Annotated in this window: 13 protein-coding genes; 4 read left to right on the forward strand and 9 right to left on the reverse strand. The window is 42.3% G+C overall.

Translation table 11 applies throughout. The features are described 5' to 3' along the window. Positions 1-55 precede the first annotated feature (55 nt). The 7 genes from HXT57_RS05695 to HXT57_RS05725 all read right to left on the reverse strand — a co-directional run bounded on the left by HXT57_RS05695 (position 56) and on the right by HXT57_RS05725 (position 10,816). Positions 56-1,036 carry a TatD family hydrolase gene (locus HXT57_RS05695; protein ID WP_421783530.1) on the reverse strand — a complete coding sequence of 327 codons (981 nt, stop codon included), beginning with the start codon at positions 1,034-1,036 and terminating at the stop codon, positions 56-58. A gap of 54 nt (positions 1,037-1,090) precedes the next feature. Then, entirely contained in the window at positions 1,091-2,887 is a 1,797-nt protein-coding gene (locus tag HXT57_RS05700; protein WP_004107992.1) for an ABC transporter ATP-binding protein, read from the reverse strand. 2 nt (positions 2,888-2,889) lie between these two features. Then, the gene (locus HXT57_RS05705; RefSeq protein ID WP_033888404.1) at positions 2,890-4,704 is read right to left on the reverse strand and encodes an ABC transporter ATP-binding protein; all 1,815 of its coding nucleotides are present in this window, start codon (positions 4,702-4,704) and stop codon (positions 2,890-2,892) included. A gap of 179 nt (positions 4,705-4,883) precedes the next feature. Further along, positions 4,884-6,626, reverse strand: a complete 1,743-nt coding sequence (locus HXT57_RS05710) for an ABC transporter family substrate-binding protein (protein ID WP_004107996.1) — start codon at positions 6,624-6,626, stop codon at positions 4,884-4,886. 323 nt (positions 6,627-6,949) lie between these two features. Beyond that, positions 6,950-8,839 (reverse strand): ABC transporter ATP-binding protein, encoded by a 1,890-nt coding sequence (locus tag HXT57_RS05715; protein ID WP_004107998.1) that lies wholly within the window; start codon positions 8,837-8,839, stop codon positions 6,950-6,952. A gap of 21 nt (positions 8,840-8,860) precedes the next feature. Continuing rightward, positions 8,861-9,808: an ABC transporter permease gene (locus HXT57_RS05720; RefSeq protein ID WP_004107999.1), complete on the reverse strand. Its 948-nt coding sequence runs from the start codon at positions 9,806-9,808 to the stop codon at positions 8,861-8,863. A gap of 24 nt (positions 9,809-9,832) precedes the next feature. Next, positions 9,833-10,816 carry an ABC transporter permease gene (locus HXT57_RS05725; protein WP_033888405.1) on the reverse strand — a complete coding sequence of 328 codons (984 nt, stop codon included), beginning with the start codon at positions 10,814-10,816 and terminating at the stop codon, positions 9,833-9,835. A gap of 563 nt (positions 10,817-11,379) precedes the next feature. Here HXT57_RS05725 and HXT57_RS05730 point away from each other — a divergent pair. Next, positions 11,380-12,822, forward strand: coding sequence for an aminopeptidase C (locus HXT57_RS05730; RefSeq protein WP_033888419.1), 1,443 nt, complete (start codon positions 11,380-11,382; stop codon positions 12,820-12,822). 332 nt (positions 12,823-13,154) lie between these two features. Here the strand turns inward: HXT57_RS05730 and metG are convergent, their stop codons facing one another. Beyond that, a complete protein-coding gene (metG, locus tag HXT57_RS05735; RefSeq protein ID WP_004108005.1) occupies positions 13,155-15,026 on the reverse strand; it encodes a methionine--tRNA ligase in 1,872 nt (623 codons plus the stop codon). Between the two features lie 307 nt (positions 15,027-15,333). Here metG and HXT57_RS05740 point away from each other — a divergent pair, with 307 nt between their 5' ends. Both HXT57_RS05740 and HXT57_RS05745 read left to right on the forward strand, forming a co-directional pair. Beyond that, entirely contained in the window at positions 15,334-15,942 is a 609-nt protein-coding gene (locus tag HXT57_RS05740) for a hypothetical protein (RefSeq protein WP_004108009.1), read from the forward strand. Further along, entirely contained in the window at positions 15,933-16,196 is a 264-nt protein-coding gene (locus HXT57_RS05745) for a hypothetical protein (protein WP_004108011.1), read from the forward strand. Before HXT57_RS05740 ends, HXT57_RS05745 begins: the two co-directional genes overlap by 10 nt. 31 nt (positions 16,197-16,227) lie before the next feature. On the opposite strand, the gene rsmI is transcribed toward HXT57_RS05745, so the two are convergent. Beyond that, the gene (gene rsmI, locus HXT57_RS05750; RefSeq protein WP_004108018.1) at positions 16,228-17,130 is read right to left on the reverse strand and encodes a 16S rRNA (cytidine(1402)-2'-O)-methyltransferase; all 903 of its coding nucleotides are present in this window, start codon (positions 17,128-17,130) and stop codon (positions 16,228-16,230) included. A 129-nt stretch (positions 17,131-17,259) separates the two neighbouring features. On the opposite strand from rsmI, the gene HXT57_RS05755 reads away from it, so the two are divergent. Further along, a complete protein-coding gene (locus HXT57_RS05755; protein ID WP_004108020.1) occupies positions 17,260-18,102 on the forward strand; it encodes an alpha/beta hydrolase in 843 nt (280 codons plus the stop codon). Positions 18,103-18,141 lie beyond the last annotated feature (39 nt).

An 18,141-nucleotide genomic window follows, 5' to 3' on the forward strand; every position in this document is an offset into this window, starting at 1 on the left:
AGTGCATCGCGCAAAAAATATTAAAAAATCCTTGAAAATTAAGGATTTTATATTCCTAAAATTCGTAAATTTTTCGCGTATTTTCGCGTGTAACTTTCGCTGCTTGCAATAACGATATATTTAGAACTTCAGAAAGTGTTTCTAGCGTATAAGGAACCATATAAGGCGCGTTTGGCCGTCCACGATACGGCATTGGCGTTAAATAAGGCGCATCCGTTTCAACAGTTATATGGTCTTTGCCAATAATTCGCGCAGATTCGCGTAATTCATCATTGCCTTTGTAACTTATCGTTCCAGAAAAACTTGCGTACCAACCGTGCTCTTTCAATATTTCGGCTAAATCCACACCACCAGCATAACTGTGAAATACTGTTCGCTCAGGAGCACCATCTTTTAGTAAGACTTTTACTACGTCTTCATGCGCATCACGATCGTGAATTTGTAAAGGTAAATTCAGCTCTTTTGCGAGCGCAATATGGTCGCGGAAAGCCTCTATTTGTGCTTCTCGCGCAGGCTCTCCCGTACGAAAGTAGTCTAAACCGGTTTCACCTATTGCCACTACTTCTTTTGGATGAGCAATTACTAGCGAGCGCAAATGTTGCATAGCTTCGTCAAATGGAATATCGTGATACGGCTTGTAAACTATCGGCAGTCCGTCAGGGCCTTTAGCTCCTTTGTGACCGTGTAATACTGCTTCGTTTGGGTGTATTGCTATTGCTGCGCGAACTGAATTTTCATGCGTTTGAGCAAACTTAATCGTCGGCTCCCAATCTGGATATTCACATCCGACTTCTAGCATGTGCGAAACGCCTGATGATTTTGCTTGAACAACTAAATCGTCTGCAGTAGGTTCCGCTATTACATCGCGGCCTTTTTCTGCTAATTCTTGATTCAAATTATGTGCAAAATCCACAACGCTAATCATGTGCGTGTGATCGTCTGCAATTGTTATTCCTTCTTGTAGCAGATTTTCCCATACTGCAGATTGCGTTGCTAAAGCCGGCGCCCAATTATGTTCGCGATGATGTTTACTCATATTTTTAAGTCTACTCGCAAACTCAACTGTCAATTTTTATTGAATGATAAGTATTTATAAAACTGCTTTGCGAATTGCATCATATTGCGATTTTACAAGACGATAATACGCTCCTCTTGCCTCCATAAGCTCGTTATGAGTGCCTTTTTCAACAATTTCTCCATGATCGATTACACAAATCAAATCCGCATTCTCAATCGTCGAAAGCCTATGCGCTATTACAAAAGATGTGCGATTTTTAAGTAATTGAGCTAATCCTGCTTGTAATGCTTCTTCTGTACGAGTATCAATATTACTTGTTGCCTCATCTAGAATAAGAATTCGCGGATTCGCAAGCAATACTCGCGCAAACGATATAAGCTGACGCTGACCTGCAGAAAGAGTGGCTCCGCGCTCTTCAATTTCAGTATCGTATCCGTTCGGTAATCCTTCAATAAATTCGTGAGCATGAACTGCACGCGCTGCAATCTCAATTTCTTCATCAGTGGCATCGAGCTTTCCATAACGGATGTTCTCGCGTACGGTTCCACTGAAAATAAAACTATCTTGCAACATTACGCCCATTTGTTTTCTAAGAGATGCGAGCGTTACTGAACGTACATCGTACCCGTCTATAGTAATCGAGCCTTCTGAAACGTCGTAGAATCTAGAAAGAAGACTTACGAGAGTTGTTTTTCCTGCACCAGTAGGTCCCACAAGAGCTACAGTAGTGCCAGGATTAACATGCAAATCAACCAAGTTTAATATTGGCCTTCCATCTTCTTCGTAACGGAAAACAACGTCGTTTACGTCTACTTTTCCTTCGATTTGAGGCAATTGAATAGCATCTGGCTTATCTACGATATTTGGCTTAATTCGTAGAGTTTCAAAAATTCGTTCCAAATAAACTGAGCACGTTACAAGTTGCGTATAGAAGTTTCCAATATTTACTACTGGATCCCAGAAAGTAGTCGAATACCAAACAAATGCTATAAGTGTTCCCGTGCTCACGTTCATTGCACCTAAGTTTGCTATGCCAGAGTAATACAAAAGCGCTATTGCTGCAGTCTCAATAATTGAAGCACCAGGCCAAAGTAACATTTGCACTCTAACGTTTCGCATCCAAGCACTTCTTACTTCTGCTTGTTGCTCTTGGAAAGTAGCGTATGCTGTAGCTTCTCGCGCAAAAGTTTGCGTTGTTTTTACTCCTGCGATTGATTCGTGCAAATACGCATTTAAATTACTTTGTTTATTTGATAATTTTTTAGACGCTTTTCTTTGCAAAATTTGTAAAGTTCGCGTCCAAATTATAAATATTGGGAATAGCGCTAAGCTCCACAAAGCCATTCGCCAATCTATAACAAACATTGTTATTAATGTAATAATAAGCACAAAAACGTCGGAAAATACGTTAATTAAACCAGACGAAAGCGTGTCAGAAAGCGTATTGATGTAGTTTACGATGCGAATCAGAATTTTCCCATGCGGACGCGAATCAAAATAATCAAAAGATAATGATTGAACATGCGTAAAAATATCGCGTCGCATGTCTTTGATTATCATCTGGCCGATGCGCGTAATTGCTAAAGTTCTGTACGCTAAACCAAGCTCATACAATATAATGAGCAGTGCGAATACGGCAATAATTGTATATAAATAATTGACGTTTTTCTGAGACAATACAACGTCGATTAGCGTTTTCGTAATCATTGGCATCGCTGTCATAATGATGCTGCCGCTAATAACTACCATAATTACGAATAGAAGTTTAGTAGCATACGGCTTCATATATTTTCTAACGCGCATAAGTTCGTGCACGTTTATGTGTTCTTCTTGACCTTCGTCTTCACGATAAGTATTACGTTGTGCCATTTCTACTCCCCCTTCGTTTCGAATCCTGCAGACCTGCCAGTTTTAAAGCCAAGTTGCTTTCTATAGATCTCCCAATACCTCCCGTGCGCTGCAACAAGCTGAGCATGCGTGCCGCGTTCAATAATTTTCCCGTGATCTAGCACAACAATCATGTCTGCATCTTTAACGGATGAGATTCTGTGCGCAATAGTGATTATTGTGCGCGTGCCATCAAGCTTTTTCAGCTCCTGCTGAATATGCTCTTCCGTTTCCATATCTACAGCAGAAGTTGTATCGTCCATAATCAAGATTGCAGGATTATTTGCCAACGCTCTAGCTAAGCTCAAACGCTGCTTTTGCCCACCAGAAAGACCTACCCCACGCTCGCCTACTACTGTTTCATAGCCTTCTGGCATATCCATAATAAAATCGTCTGCTGCAGCAATTGTTGCCATCGTGCGAATGGTATTATCTAATTCCTTACAATTTTCTTTAGTTTGAGGTAATCCAAAACTAATATTTCCTGCAATAGTGTCCGAAAATAGGAATGTTTCCTGCGCAACTATGCTAACTTGGTTACGAACAGTTTCTAACGGCCATTCGCGCACGTCTTTTCCGTCAATTAAAACACGACCACGCGTAGGATCATAGAATCTTGCTATAAGACTTACGAGAGTTGATTTGCCGGAACCAGTTTCACCAAGAATACCCAGTTTGCTTCCAGCAGGAACGTCTAAATCAATATCTTTTAAGATTGGAGAGTCTTGATCGTCTGGGAATGAAAAATCAACATGCTCAAAAGTAATTTTACCTCTAATTTTAACGGTTTCGTCCGCTTCTTTTGGATGTCTAATATGCGATTCTTGCGTAAGAAGTTTGCGAATATTCACGCATCCTGCGTTAAAACGCTGCCAATCATTAATAAGCCAGCCCACCATTCGTACAGGCATGTGTAGCATCCAAAGGAAGCTATTAAAAGTGACGAATGCACCTAAAGTCATGTTGCCATTCAAAACAAGCCATCCGCCGAAACCAACTGTTATAAGCTCAAGCACAAAACCCATGCCATCGAGCCAAGGCATGTATTTTTGAGTATTTTTTGCAAGCGTAATATTGCAATTAAAGTAGTCTTCGTTGCACTTATCGAATTTCTTAGTTTCGTAATCCTCACGCACGAAAGCTTTTACTACGCGATTCCCCTCGATATTTTCTTCCACCATTGAATTCATGCGCGCAAAGGATTCACGAATTGCAAGGAATTTCGGTCTAGCTTTTTTGCCCATAATTTTTGCGAGCAGAAACAAAAATGGCGTAATTGACATAAGTGCTAAAGCGAGCTTCCACTGAATTGAAAACATTATAACCAGCGCTAGCACGAACATTACTACACAATCTAACGCCATATACGAAACCCAACTTAAAATATGACGAATCGCGTCAGTATCCGATGTCATACGACTCATAATGTCGCCTGTGCGCGTGTGATTAAAGTACGTAAAATCGAGAGAATGAAGCTTTTCGTACTCGTCGCTCACCAGGCGATACACGGCATTTTGACCAAACTTTTCCATTAAAAGCTGGTAAATATACCTTGAGCCAACGCGAACAATCATCATTGCTACCATCAAAACGCATACGCTTATAAGCAAATTATGCTGTTTGCCAATAATGATTTTGTCTACAATAAAGCCCGAAAGCAACGGCATTGTCATTGCCATCGTGTCATTGATAATAAATAGAAAAATAGCAAGCCAAACTTTCCACATGTCCGGCTTACAGTATTGCAATACCCAGCGCACGTTACTCGCATCTTTGCGTTTATTCGGATTGACGTACATGCGCCAGCTTCTCCTTTGTTTCCGATTTTGCTTTTTGAGACTTAATTTTAAATTTATACTATTTTCTCACATTAGCATACACAAAAAGATGTGGCGTGTAGCCAAAAGACTACACGCCACATGCTATAAGTTAAGCAATCAGCTTAGTAAACTTGCGCGAATTATCGCTACAAATTTACTTACTTCTGCCAGCCCATATCCTCTGGGTAGGTGCTTGCGTAACCAGCAGGGCCGTTGTTAGCAAAGCCCTTCTTGAACACCTGGTAAATAGGAGGAGCAGAAACTGGAAGAGTTCCGTAGAGTGCGAGAGCTGCAGACTCTGCCTTGTTTGCATAATCAGTCTGTTCCTTGTAATCGTAGGTCTTGCCAATCTTGTTGAGCATAGCATCAATCTTCTTATTGCCAACGAGACCGAGGTTGGAATCGCTATCAGACTTGTAAACCTGGCTTGCTGCAGACAAGAAGCTCAATGGAGATGTGGACTGCCATGCCAATGGAAGCACCTGGTACTCGTGCGAAGCAACAACCTCGGAGAACTTAGCAACAGCATGGTTCACAGTCTTGCACTTAATTCCAGCCTTCTTCATCATGGCCTGGAATGCGTTAGCAAGAGCTGCCTGAGTAGAATCATCGCCGAAGAAGGTGAAGGAAATCTCAAGAGTCTTGCCATTCTTGGCGTAGTAGCCATCCTTGCCCATCTTGTAACCAGCAGCTTCAAGGGTCTTCTTAGCGTTTTCGGTGTTGTACTTGCCGTCAGCAGGAAGATTGTTCTTGTAGCCAGCCTGGAACATGGAGAGAAGCTCAGAACCTGGCTGCTCGCTCTTCCAGTTCATGCCCTGGAACTGAATCTTGTTGTAGGTAGCAACGTCGAATGCCTGAACAACAGCCTTACGAACTGCAAGCTCGTTAAGTGGCTTGGACTTAGCGTTGAAGTTAAGCACGCGAACCTTGGTGCTGTAGCCGTAACGCAGCTGAGCACCCTTAACGCTACGAGCAGACTTGATTGCGTCCTTAGAAGAAATGGTATCGGTTACAGCATCGATTTCACCGTTCTGGAAAGCGTTCAAAGCTGCAGTATCTTCCATACGCTTTACAACGACCTTATCGAGCTTTGCCTTCTTACCCCACCACTTTGGATTGCGGGTGAAAACAACCTGATTTTCGGTTGCGGATTCAATCTGGAATGGACCTGCACCCCACTCGTTGTGAGGATTGTTTACCCAACCCTGGTTGAAGGTCTTAACGTCACCGGCCTTTGGATGAACCAGTGGAGCGAAAAGCATTTCCCATGTTGCGCATGGCTTCTCATAAGTCACTATAACCTGCTTTGGAGTGGAACCTTGTTCAACACTCTTGATGCAGTCATAGCCTTCAGTACTTGGGACGGAGTAATCCTTGTTCTTTCCGTTCAAAGCCTGCCAAGTAGCCTTAAATGCGGTGTAATCAATATCAGTGCCGTCATTCCACTTGGCCTTTGGGTTCAAGTTGTACTGAACAACGAGTGGCTTATCGCTAACCTTCTTGACGGAAGTGATGTAGTCAGGGTTGTACTTAAGCTTTTCACCCTTAACGGTGTCATAAGCCATAAGATTTGGCTGGTAGAAGCCCCACAAAGTATTCATGTAACCAGAGTTACCGTCGTTAGAAGCGTAATTCCAGTTTGGGCCGAGAACAGGAAGAGCAACGGTGTAAGTGCCGCCGTCCTTAACGTTGTCACGTGACTGTGGATTATCGTAACGCTTGTTGACATCTGGCATTGGAAGTTCGCCAGTGTAAGAAGTGTCAACACCAGCAGCTGGCTCTTCAGTCATACCTGCTTTACCAGCATTGTTAGTAGCACCGCCGCAAGCGCCGAGCAGCATTGCAACAGAAAGTGCAGCTGCGGCAAATACAGTCAGTTTACCTGCATTTGTATTTTTCATGATTCCTCTCATTCCCCGGATGATGTCCGTCTTCCGGTATGTTGTATGAGTATATACAACTCTATGACATTCGACAAATCGTTTTCACAAAATATTGATTTTTTTCTTTTCAACTTTATGAAAATTAGGCAAAAAAGAATAATTTATTATCTACAATGAGCAGAACAGAAAATTTTTTAGTTTATTTTGGCTAAAAAACAAAATATATTACGTTTTTTAAATTTATGTTACACAATAAAAAATCGCGCATGTTGTAATAAACATGCGCGACTAAGTAATTTATTCAGATTGATGAAGATTAACTAAAATCAACAAGTCATGAATTACCTAACATCGTCAAAATTATCTTCTTCAGAAAGAATAATACGCTTACGGTTCTTCTCAATTGTAGGATCCGGAATTGGCACAGCGCTAATCAAAGCCTGAGTGTAAGGGTGCTTTGGATTATCAAACACCTCATCCGTTTCACCAGATTCAACAATTCGACCGTGATACATAACAGCAATACGGCTAGAAATATGTCGAACAACAGCCATGTTATGCGCCACGAACAAGTAAGCAACACCCAACTTGTCTTGCAAATCTTCAAGCAAGTTAATAATTCCAGCCTGAATAGAAACATCCAAAGCCGAAACTGGCTCATCAAGAAGCAAAAGCTTAGGATTCACAGCCAAAGCGCGAGCAATAGCGATACGCTGACGCTGGCCGCCGGAGAACTGCGTTGGGAAGCGATCAACTTGATCAGGATTCAACTCAACCAATTGCATAAGCTCAGCAATACGCTGGCGAATTTCTTCCTTCGACTTCTTTTGCACGAGCAAAGGCTCGGCCAAAATATCGTAAACAAGCATACGAGGATCAAGCGAGCTCATTGGGTCCTGGAACACGTACTGAATCTTAGAACGAAGTTCGCGACGCTGCTCACGAGTCAACTTATCGTTCAACTCAGTACCAAAAACTGTAATAGAACCAGACTCAGGCTTCTTCAAGCCCATAATCTCCATCAAAGTCGTGGACTTACCAGAACCAGACTCACCAACCAAAGCAACTGTTTCGCCTTCACGAACCTCAATACTCACACCATCAACCGCGCGAACTTCGCCAACCTTACGTCGCAAGAAGCCGCCGCTAGTAATTGGGAATGTTTTAACCAAGTTCTTAACATCCAAAACAACTTTTCGTTGTTCACGAGGAATGCCTTCAAACATTGGCTTAATTGGCTTTTCGGTTTCCGCATGAAGCAACGAGCGAACAGTTTCGCTTTCCGCTTCAAGACCCATCATTGTGCTGTCGTCGCCGCTTTCTTCTTCAGCCATAAGCATATCCATAGTCGGCTTAGAAATTGGAGTCAAACGACGAGTGCGCTTTTGATCAACGCGAGGAACAGCGCCCAACAAGCCAATAGTGTACGGCTGAGTTGGATGAGCAAAAATCTCTTCAACGCTATTATGCTCAACCAAATGACCCGCATACATAACAATAACTTCGTCTGCAACGCCAGCAATTACGCCCAAATCGTGAGTAATAAAAATCATTGCAGCGCCGGTTTCGCGCTGAGCTTTCTTCAAAACTTCCAAAACCTGAGCCTGAATAGTCACATCCAAAGCGGTAGTAGGCTCGTCGGCAATAATAATGTCAGGATTATTGGCAATAGCCATAGCGATCATCACGCGCTGGCGCATACCACCAGAAAACTCGTGAGGGAAAGCCTTCAAACGCTCAGCCGGCTTAGTAATACCAACCAAATCAAGCAATTCAATAGAACGCTCGCGAATCTGCTCTTCAGTCATGTCAGGATTATGAATAACCAAAGCTTCCTTAAGCTGATCGCCAATAGAGAAAACTGGAGTTAAAGCAGAAAGAGGATCCTGGAAAACCATGGCAATATTCTTGCCACGAATCTTACTCATTTCTGCATCAGACTTAGTTAAAAGCTCCTCGCCCTTATACTTTACAGAGCCTTTAACGCTAGCGTTTTTATCCAGCAAGCCCATCACAGCCAAAGAAGTAACCGACTTACCGGAACCGGACTCGCCAACGATACCAATAGTCTTTCCGCGGTACAAATCAAAATTCATTCCGCGCACAGCATGCACAGTACCAGCTTCAGAAGCGAAGCTAACTTGCAAGTCGCGTACTGAAAGCAACGGTTCGTTGTTTTGATCTTCCATCGTGGTTTCTTCCTTAATAGCGTTATTTGCAATATCAGTCATGTTTATCACTCCAAACGCTCGTTAGTCGGCCTTACCAACAGACCTAGAATATGGATCAATGGCATCACGCAAACCGTCACCAATAAGCTGCACGGAGAAGGTTAGCAAAACAAGCACTGCAGACGGCACCAAAAGCACCCACGGAGAAGTCTGCACAACGCTTTGGCCAGCATTAAGCAAAGTACCAAGAGAAGTATCCGGAGCCTTAATACCAAGGCCCAAGAAGCTCAAAGCAGTTTCGCCGTTAATCGTACCAATAACACCAAGAACCGTGTTAATAATCAATACAGAACCCAAGTTTGGAACCAAGTGGCGCACAATAATGCGGAACGAAGAAACACCCTCGAACTTAGCTGCACGAACATACTCACGTTCGCGCAAGCTCAAAGTCAACGTACGAAGAGTACGAGCGTAACCAATCCAACCAAAAGCTGTTAAGCCAAATGCCAACCACAGCCAATCGCTACCACCACTAGAAGCACTAATGATTAAAGCAATCAGCAGGAAGGAAGGAACAATCAGCAGCATGTCCAAAAGCCACATACCAACCTGCTCAAACCATCCTTCGAAGTAAGAAATAGCAGTACCAACCAAAGCAGCAATAACTGTAATGGTAATAGAGCTAACAATACCAATGGAAAGTGAACGGCCAAGTCCGCGCACAACCATTGCGTACATGTCTGAACCGCCTGGCGTAGTTCCCAGCCAATGCTCTGCAGAAGGAGGAGTTGCTAAAGAAGAAAAGTCTGGTTCGTCGTAGCTCCACTTTGAAATCTTTGAGCCAAACAAAGCAAAAAGAATCAAAATTATGAGCATAACCAAGCCCACAACTGCAGACGGGCGACGGAAGAATCGACGCGTATAAAGCGTCATCTTACCAGTGCGCTTAAAGTTGCCCCAGGCACCAGCAGTAGCTTTTCTATCTGCAGCAGACTCTTGAGGTTTTGAAGATACATCTTTTTTATTCATATCAAATTCACCTACACTGTTCTGCTAGTTCAAACGAATACGTGGGTCGAGCCAAGCAGAGAAGATATCTGCAAGCAGAGCACCAACTAAGGTACATACAGCACCAAACGCTGCAATAGCAACAGAACCGTTAATATCGTTCTGCATAATGGTCTGAACGAAGTAGCTACCAAGACCGTTAATAGCAAACACGGTTTCAGTAATCACAGCACCCGTAAACACGCCTGCAATAGAGAAGGCGACGTCAACAGCTGTTGGAATCAAAGAAGTACGCAAAGCGTGGCGGCGAATAGCCAAATTCAAAGGTAAGCCCTTAGCGCGAGCCGTACGAACGTAATCAGCATTCATAGTATCGAGAAGATACGTGCGCTGCGTTAAATGATACCCAACCATGCCAGGAATTGTCATAACAATCGTCGGCAAAATCAAATGCTGAAGGAAGTCAAGAAGGAACATGAACGGGTCAGAACCCTGGTAAGAGTGCAAACCAGTAACGTAGAAAAGTCGCACGCCTGTTGCGTGGTTAATGCTAATAGCAGCAAGCACAACCATCAAACCCAAAACTGCTGCAGGAACAACCAACAGGAAGGTTGCGGTGGAATTAAGAACTCTATCTTGCCACTTGTACTGACGGATAGCAGTGTAAACACCAACGCTAACACCGAGAACAATGCCAAGAATTGTAGCGCCAGTAACCAGCTGAACAGATGCGCCAATACGAGACATAATTGCCGGGCCAACTGGAGCCTGATCTGGGCTCAATCCCCAATCCCACTTAGTAAAAATGTTGTAAATCCAACGGCAATAACGAGTAAACACTGGAGTCTGGTCGTTAATATTTGCCAAATCCAAAGAACGGTTGATTGATGCAATAGGTGGATGCGGATGCCTAGACATGTAGTTCGAACGCGGTCTCATAAAAGCACTTGTCAAGAAATACGTCATGGATACGGCAACAAACAACATCACCACATAATTCAGGCATCGTTTAACGATGTATCGTATCATTGTGACTCTTTTCTACGACTAGCCATTTTTTACCTCCATTCGGCATCCATAAATCTTGTGATTTACAGTATTGCCGATCTAACACTCGACCTTGAAAAGGGCGTGTTTGAATCAACCCTTGTCAATCCGGGACACATAATTAGTATATTTTTAGCCAAGCTATGTACAAAGAGACAAACAGAAAATATTTTTGCACAACACTTTTCTCAATACCCAAGGGAAAAATTTCGTATATATAAGTTACATTATACATATCTAAACATGCAAAAAAACGCAAAATATCAGTGATTTCTAGCTATATTTTTACACAAAGACATGTATTTTAAAATCAAAAAAGTATTTTTATACATACAAAATACGTTTTATAAGCAAATATAATAAATTCAAAATTTAATTACAAAAACTGAATATTTACCGAAAAAATTGTAGTTTTACTAAAATAATTAATAGTATTCAAGCAAATGCCGAAAATAGGCATAGACAAGAAACACACGCGAGACATTGAGCAGTATACAATATTTTTTATTCGTACTTTCAACTCTAAAAGGAGAATGAATAAGCTCATGGCTGAAAACGTCAAAGCCGTAACTCTGGAACATGTAAAAAATTATTCCAAACATTTTAACGAACAGCGCGCAAATCTTCTCGCCGCGAATGCAGCAGTAACAAATGGTGTGCTTAAAGCCGCAACAAGCTACCAAGGCAAGCGTGCTCTTCCTCGCGAATTCTCAATAGAATTAAAACAAGGCAGCATTACCAATCAGAAACGCTCCGGACGCTGCTGGATGTTCGCCTCACTTAATACTTTGCGATACGAAGTAATGCATAAGTGGAATTTAGACGACTTTGAGTTTTCAGAAAGCTACCTATTCTTCTGGGACAAGATTGAAAAAGCAAACGCTTATTTGGAAAATGTGCTTTCAACACTTGATGAAGATGTTAATAGCCGACTTTTTGAGAGCATTAACTATGGTCCAATCGATGACGGCGGCTGGTGGCAAATGTTCGTCAACTTGGTAAACAAGTACGGACTTGTGCCAAAGAGTGCATATCCAGATTCACAGAACTCAGTCGACTCTGATGCATTCGTACAATACATCAATACCAAGTTGCGCGAGTTTGCATACGAATTGCGTGAAGCTCATAAGAACGGAACTTCTTTGGAAGAATTGCGCGAAATGAAAGTTCGCGATTTGGAAACCGTTTATCGTATGACAACTATTGCCCTGGGTGAACCACCTGCACAGTTTGACTTCTTCGCACGAACTAAAGATGACGATGACGATAAGAAGGACGGCGAAAAAGACGAAACCAAGAAAGATGGCGAGAAAACCGGCAAAGCTGACAAGCCAAAAACCGGCAAAGATGAGCGTCCAATGATTTGTGAATACGGAATTACTCCACTTGAGTTCGCAAAGAAGTACGTTCCAGTTGACGTAAACGACTTCGTAACAATATGCAACGCACCTATGGAACGCACACCATTCAACAAGCTCTACCAATTTAAGTACAGCACCAACGTAGCTGAAACAAAGGAAATGGAATTTGTTAATGTGCCTCTCGATGTATTCAAAAAAGCAGCTGTAGACCAATTAAAAGATGGTCATCCAATCTGGTTTGCATGCGATTGCACGCAGTTCTCCTTGCGTGACAGTGGATTCTTCGATCCTGCAGTTGTGCGCGTAGATGAATTGTTTGACGTGAAGTTTACATTCGATAAAGCTCACGGCTTGGAATATATGGATTGCCCAGGAAATCACGCAATGACATTCACTGGCGTGAATCTTAACAAAGATGGCGAGCCAGATCGCTGGAAGATCGAGAACAGCTGGGGCAAGGATGCTGGCGAAGATGGCTATTATGTTGGCTCAGCAGAGTGGTTCGATCGTTATGTGAACGAAATAATCATCAACAAAAAGTACCTTGACAAAGAAACTTTAGCTGTATTGGATCAAGAACCAGTAATGCTTGAACCGTGGGCGCCACTTTCGAAGCGTTGCCGTTAAATCGTTACCATTAAAATTAAGTTTGGTAACTATGTGAGCGCAGATTGTTTTTGCAGTCTGCGCTTTTATTGTTGTTTTACTTTTTTCACAAATTAAAAAGAAGCCCGGCGGGAAGAGAAACCCGCCGGGGCAGAGAGAAAGAGAGAAGAAGGTTTCAATTATGGGGTTCGAAAACGAACCTCGCTAATGGCGAACCATTAACATATGTTAGTATAGCTAAACATTCGTCCAAAGAAAAGAGTTTTTCCTTAAAATTTCCTTAAAATATTTTCTTTTAGAGAACCATTTGCTATGTTCTTTAATTTTACAATTTATTTATTGAGAATTTCAACCTATTTCTCACTATTTTCCAAAGATTTTTTTGCTGCAGCAAGTCTTTCCGCCTCGACACGCTGACGCTCGGACAAAGCAGATGCAAAACGCTCAAGCTCCTCCTCAACTGCTTCTTTTGGAATCTTGGCAAAAATAGGACTTGGCTTAGGCACAGGCGTACCTGCTACCAACTCCTCACTCTCCCAAGGATGAACAGTTTCCCCCAAGCGATAATCGCCCGTAATAATCGGATACTTGAAGTCTGGATTATCCAAATCTTCAACTTCTTCAATATGAGGCAAAGGCGAGAATACGCCAGTGCCACCAAGTGCTTCCCAAACTTTTTGAGCTGCATGAGGCAAGAATGGCGCAAGCAGATGATTAGCATCCGAAACAGCCTGAGCTGCAACATGCAACACAGTACCAAGGCGATCCTCATCATCTTTAATTTTCCAAGGCTCAGTTGCAGAAATATATTTATTAATATCCGCAACTACTCGCATTGCTTCAGTAAGAGCATTCTTCTGACGATGACGCTCAATCAAACTACCAACCAAAGCAAAAGCATCAGAAGTTTGATCGAGAAGAGCGCGATCCATTGCAGTCATAGAATCTTCATCAAGAGGAGGAATTGCACCAAAGTTCTTATTAATAAGATTTGCCACACGATTGACAAGATTACCCCAGCTTGCAGCAAGTTCTTCGTTATTGTGACGAGCAAACTCAGCCCAAGTAAAATCAGCATCAGAATTTTCTGGACCCGCAATAGAAATGTAGTAACGCACAGCATCTACAGGGTAACGTGCCAAAATATCCTTCACATAAATCACGATTCCGCGCGAAGAGCTGAACTTCTTGCCTTCCATAGTCATGAACTCAGAAGCAACAACCTGTTCAGGCATGTTCAATGGGCCATAAATGCCAGCCTCACCACCTTTAGAACCAGCACCGTTGTAGGCAAGCATTTCCGAAGGCCAAATCTGAGAATGGAAAGTAATGTTATCTTTGCCCATGAAGTAGTATCCAGGAGACTTAGGATCACACCACCAATCACGCCAAGCGTCTGGCTTGCCTTGTCGACGAGCCCATTCAATAGATGCAGACAAGTAGCCAATAACAGCATCAAACCAAACATATAAACGCTTATTTGGATTATCAATCCATCCTTCAACAGGAACAGGAATGCCCCAATCAATATCGCGCGTAATAGCTCGCGGCTTTACTTCATTAAATAATCCAAGCGAGAAATTAATAACATTCGTGCGCCAACCTTCGCGAGAATGAAGCCAGTTAACATTCGCTTCAGCCAAAGCAGGCAAATCTAGGAAATAATGTTCAGTTTCTTCAAAGCGCGGAGTTTCACCATTAATTTTAGAAACTGGATTAATAAGCTCATCCGGATCAAGCTCGTTTCCACAAGCATCACATTGATCGCCACGAGCACCATCTGCGCCACACAATGGGCATGTGCCTTCAATATAACGATCTGGCAAAGTACGACCAGTGGAAGGAGAAATAGCAACCTTCTGAGTGCCCTTGTAAATATAGCCGTTCTTTAAGCACTGACGGAACATTTCTTGCACAACATGCTCGTGATTTGCAGTGGTAGTACGCGTGAACAAATCGTAGCTCAAACCTAAATCGCACAAATCCTTAGTAATCACACGATTATAACGATTAGCAAGCTCTTGTGCAGAAACGCCTTCCTTATCTGCTTCAACCAAAATAGGTGTACCGTGCTCATCCGTGCCAGACACCATTAATACGTCATTACCTTTCATGCGCTCGTAACGCGCATATACGTCTGATGGGACCCCGAAGCCTGCGACGTGACCAATATGACGAGGGCCGTTAGCATACGGCCAAGCAACATTCACCAAAATATGACTCATAGACAATTATTATCTTGTTCAACGCGGACAGTACATAAGAACATTGCAAAAAGAATCCCAAATATACGAGAAAAACACGCTGGATAACAAGCCTCACACGAGTTCATCCACATATCCACAAGTTATAAAACCAGCCTGGAATTGAAGCAAATATAAACATAATCTCAACTTATGCACTACGAAACTAATGCACTAGAAAACATGCACTAAAAAACAACAATATGCACAATACGAATCGTAAATAATCGCGCTGAAAAATAAATATGCAAAAAGAAAGGATTAAAGAAAATTGAAAAACCAACAAAATATGCGCAATTTATTGGATATTTGCGAAGAAACACAAACGCAATTCCCAGAATTACTTGACGACAACCATTTACCAGGTCCAATGTGCATGAAAAAACTTTCTCAAATTGGTGTATTCAATAGGCTTGATTTAAATGCAGGATATTCAAATAAGGCAGCTATTTCCACTCAAGGAAGAAGCAATATTGTGAGCAATCTTATGCCTACAGAAAGCATAGCCTGTTTATTTACTGCAGCATGGGTTTGGATAGGGGGTCATTTTCCTGAAAATATAGATGTTATTGATTATGGGCACAGAAGAAAAAAGCCGCACGGTCATGCGATTCGCGCATTTCGAAGACACTTAAACAATGAAGAATACGTAATACTTGGAAAAATTAGAATAACAACGCCAGAACGAACAATTTGCGATTTAGCGTACACTCCAAGCGAAAACGAAGAGCACGAACCTTATAGAAAAGATATTGCTCACCTATTGATATCTAAATACAGCATTGACTTGCGAAAATGCAAACGTACTATTGACGGAAACCCATATTTCCCAGGCTCAATACATGCAAGAAATTGGATACGAAACATTGCGAAAGAAGCAAACAAACCATGGAAATGAAGAACTCTTATGCAACTAAAACAAACAGCCCTCCAAAACCACCTATAATACTCACGCCATCTGTTGCTATCGACCCTGCAACAAAAATGGAAGTGCTATGGTACATCGCGCAAAAAATACCGGAACTTCGAAAATGGATTATTGCAAACCCTTCAGCAGACGCGCAAATTTTAGAATATATTTCTCAACAAGGTGGACCTGACGTTCGTTACAGTTTTGAAGTGCTATTTTCTGCGTATGACAGCAATGAATAGAAAGCAAAAAATAGTAGCAAAAGCAGAAATCTTATTTTTGATCAGGTTTATGCTCAAGACAAGACGCATAAACTTGCTTACGATTAGCAAAAGATCCGTCAGCAAACGGATGCTCTTTTACTACTTTTGTAATTGCTTCTTTTATGCGCAAACCTTCGGATTCTGCACATTCAAGCGAAAGCTTTGCAAGAGCATCAATGCTTAAATCTGTGCTTTCAGACTGCACTTCTTCATCACTTGCACCACCGATAACTAAAACTATTTCACCTCGAGGAGGATCCGCTAAAACACCATCGTGAATACTTTGCACAGTTCCACGACGAATTTCCTCAAAATCTTTTGTAAGTTCACGGCATAACGCCATTGGACGATTAGAACCAAGTACTGCCAATATGTCTTCCATTGCTTCTGCAATACGATGTGGAGCCTCATAAAATACTATTGTTCGTCGCTCGGCTTTAAGTGAGCGCAAATGCTGTTGACGCTCACCAGATTTACGAGGCAAAAAGCCTTCATAACAGAAGCGATCGGTTGGCAATCCAGAAAGAGCAAGCGCATCTAAAACTGCACTAGGACCAGGCGCGCAAGTAACAGGCAAATCTCGCTCTATTGCACGTCGAACAACAGCAAGACCCGGGTCGTTAATGGTAGGCATACCTGCGTCTGAAACAACAAGAACAGTGCTACCCTGCTCAACTTTGTCTAGCAAGCCATCTGCCTTATTTCGCTCATTATGATCGTGGTATGCGATTACGCTACCAGAAACATGCACACCAAGGCGATTCGCTAAATCATAAAGCCTACGCGTGTCTTCAGCAGCAACAATATCAGCAGTTTCAAGAAGATTAATTAATCGTGCAGAAGCGTCTGCCATATTCCCAATAGGCGTAGCAGCTAAAACAACTTTACCTAAACTATCTTCTTCGTTACACATCTTGAATCTCCTTATAAAACTTCTTAAAACTCTACACGAATTTATAAAAGAACGCACTTACAAAGCGAGGTATTTGATTAGAATTATGCTTAGTGTAATTGCAATATAAGCGAAACGAAAAGAGACACTATGAAGATTATAAATCAGAAAATAAAAAGTATAGATGGAAGCGATGCGCAGCTTATTGGGTATATTTTAGACGATAATTTAGATAGCAAAGGCTTGCAAAACCGTCCTGCAATTCTAATTTTGCCAGGCGGTGGCTTCTTGCGCGTATCGAATCGTGAGGCAGAGCCTGTTGCCATGAAGTTTGCTGCAGAAGGATTCCACACTTTTGTGTTGCGATACTCGCTTACTCCAAGCACATACCCAACTCAGCTTTTAGAAGCAGCAGAAGCGATGAGCTTAATTCGCAAAAACGCAAAAGAATGGCACGTAGATGCGCAAAAAGTTGCAATTATTGGATTCTCCGCTGGAGGGCATGTGGCTGCAAACCTTGCAACTAGCGTTAGCGACGAAGTTGAGGAAGCAAACGGGTATGCTGCTGATGACGTGCGACCAAATGCTCTTATGCTCGCATATCCTGTTATTTCTGCTGGGAAATATGCGCATAAGCCAACGTTCGATCGTCTATTTGGAGAAGTTAGCAACGAAGAGCGAACTGAACTTGTCAATAAACTTTCGCTGGAAAATCACGTGGATCGTAAAACTCCACCTGTATTTGTATGGCAAACCATTACTGATCAAACAGTTCCAGTAGAAAATTCAATAATGTTTGTGAACGCTTGCGTTGAAGCTGGAGTAAGTGTTGAAGCGCACCTGTTCCCTAAAGGACCTCACGGCTTAGCTTTGGCAGTTAAAGAAACAGCAAAACGCGACGAAAACGGAAATGTGCTTACTGAATTTGTTCAGCCAGAAGTTCAGCAGTGGGTTAAGCTTGCTTGCGATTGGTTGCATCGCACTTTTGCGTAATTTAACTTCAACTCTCCCGCGTTTGTTCCCTTTTTAACC

Source organism: Gardnerella sp. KA00771 (genome assembly GCF_049244045.1).
GTDB classification, from domain to species: Bacteria; Actinomycetota; Actinomycetes; order Actinomycetales; family Bifidobacteriaceae; genus Bifidobacterium; species Bifidobacterium swidsinskii.

Coding starts and splice junctions, on each gene's coding strand:
- HXT57_RS05715 (WP_004107998.1), bottom strand. CDS start 8,839: ATGACTGATATTGCAAATAACGCTATTAAGGAAGAAACCACGATGGAA.
- HXT57_RS05720 (WP_004107999.1), bottom strand. CDS start 9,808: ATGAATAAAAAAGATGTATCTTCAAAACCTCAAGAGTCTGCTGCAGAT.
- HXT57_RS05755 (WP_004108020.1), top strand. CDS start 17,260: ATGAAGATTATAAATCAGAAAATAAAAAGTATAGATGGAAGCGATGCG.
- metG (WP_004108005.1), bottom strand. CDS start 15,026: ATGAGTCATATTTTGGTGAATGTTGCTTGGCCGTATGCTAACGGCCCT.
- HXT57_RS05740 (WP_004108009.1), top strand. CDS start 15,334: ATGCGCAATTTATTGGATATTTGCGAAGAAACACAAACGCAATTCCCA.
- HXT57_RS05730 (WP_033888419.1), top strand. CDS start 11,380: ATGGCTGAAAACGTCAAAGCCGTAACTCTGGAACATGTAAAAAATTAT.
- HXT57_RS05705 (WP_033888404.1), bottom strand. CDS start 4,704: ATGTACGTCAATCCGAATAAACGCAAAGATGCGAGTAACGTGCGCTGG.
- HXT57_RS05745 (WP_004108011.1), top strand. CDS start 15,933: ATGGAAATGAAGAACTCTTATGCAACTAAAACAAACAGCCCTCCAAAA.
- HXT57_RS05710 (WP_004107996.1), bottom strand. CDS start 6,626: ATGAAAAATACAAATGCAGGTAAACTGACTGTATTTGCCGCAGCTGCA.
- HXT57_RS05700 (WP_004107992.1), bottom strand. CDS start 2,887: ATGGCACAACGTAATACTTATCGTGAAGACGAAGGTCAAGAAGAACAC.
- HXT57_RS05695 (WP_421783530.1), bottom strand. CDS start 1,036: ATGAGTAAACATCATCGCGAACATAATTGGGCGCCGGCTTTAGCAACG.
- rsmI (WP_004108018.1), bottom strand. CDS start 17,130: ATGTGTAACGAAGAAGATAGTTTAGGTAAAGTTGTTTTAGCTGCTACG.
- HXT57_RS05725 (WP_033888405.1), bottom strand. CDS start 10,816: ATGATACGATACATCGTTAAACGATGCCTGAATTATGTGGTGATGTTG.